A 1,338-nucleotide genomic window follows, 5' to 3' on the forward strand; every position below is an offset into this window, starting at 1 on the left:
CTAAGGGATCCCCAAAAATAATTATTAAATTTCAATCACATCACTCACATCCATATTTTTCCAATCGAGTTGCACTACCACCTGTACGAAATAGGCTAGCCCTTCCAAGTAATCTCGCCGCCGCAGCTTAATGGACTGTTTTTTGAAGTATCGCAACCCAACAAATGCCCATGACACTACTCGCCTGTTTTTGCTTGAGTTAGCTTGAAAAGCCCCTGTCTTTCCTGCTTTGTCTATCACAGCACCCAGCATCATTGAGAACCAATGAGCCAATGTTGCGAGCAGTAAAAGTATGTCTAATCGATAGAGTTTGTTCGTTCTGTGCAGATCTGAGCCTAAGCCGAACCTAACACTTTTTTGGTCTCGAAACCCTGCCTCTATCTGCATTCTCATTCCATATAGCTTGAGCACCTTTTCGAGAAAGTGGTGTCTTTTTGGAAGAGAAGAAACGAGTAGCCAAGGCTCCTTATAACCGCGTTTTTTATCTCTTTTTAATAACTTATGTCCCTTGCCAACCAACACTGCATGAGTTTGATATTTTGCACTTTTGGTCAGCTCGGTCGCGCCAAGATACTGGCTCTTACGCTGATTGTTCTTGAATAGTGACTGGCATGGAATAAACTCATCGCTGTCCTGCGTTTTCAAATGTGCCGTACCACGAACCCGACTAATATAATGCCAGCCATTGTTCCGCACGGCTTTGAGCCAGGGGACTTTAAAGCCTGCATCCGTCACAATCACGGGGCGGCAATCACTCGGCAAGATCAGTTTGAGCATCTTTAAAAACCGTTTTTGCACTTTTGGGCAATGATATTGAAAGCTGAATGCACTTTCCTGATACAGGGTTAAAGAGCGACCTTCACTGACAATGCTGGCACGCAGAATACAGTATTTGGTTTGTGTATCAGCATGGCTCCAATCGACCAAAATGACGGGATGCTTTTCAGTGACCACAAAACGGCTTAAGCGAACATAAACCGATATCGATTCACGCAAAAGCTCATTGTTACTGAGTAGTCAGTCAATACGTTTAATATCATGTTTTTCAGTTGTTTTTGAATCCAAATTGCGGCCGATAGACGTCAAGGTGCATTGCTGACAGTGCAAAAGAGATTTAACGGCAGCGACTAGAGTATTAAATCTGGCTTTATGAATAGAGTTAGGGGTGACAGCGCGGAGCATATTGTGCAAAATAGTAGACGCATTCATGGTGTTTAGTTCTGTTGTTTTTAAGCGATTCATAAGATCACAAAACACCATGAATGTTCCCTCACTACCCACATTTTTTAATACTGTTAGTTCATTGATATGTAAAGGCTAATTCTGGGGATACTTTAG

At 42.5% G+C, this 1,338-nt stretch carries 1 pseudogene; it reads right to left on the reverse strand.

Annotated features, from left to right (window positions below):
• Positions 1-24: 24 nt before the first annotated feature.
• A pseudogene (locus tag GQR53_RS20445) lies at positions 25-1,242 on the reverse strand (IS4 family transposase).
• Positions 1,243-1,338: the final 96 nt, after the last annotated feature.

Origin of the sequence: Pseudoalteromonas sp. Z9A6 (genome assembly GCF_011378805.1) — a bacterium.
GTDB classification, from domain to species: domain Bacteria; phylum Pseudomonadota; class Gammaproteobacteria; order Enterobacterales; family Alteromonadaceae; genus Pseudoalteromonas; species Pseudoalteromonas distincta.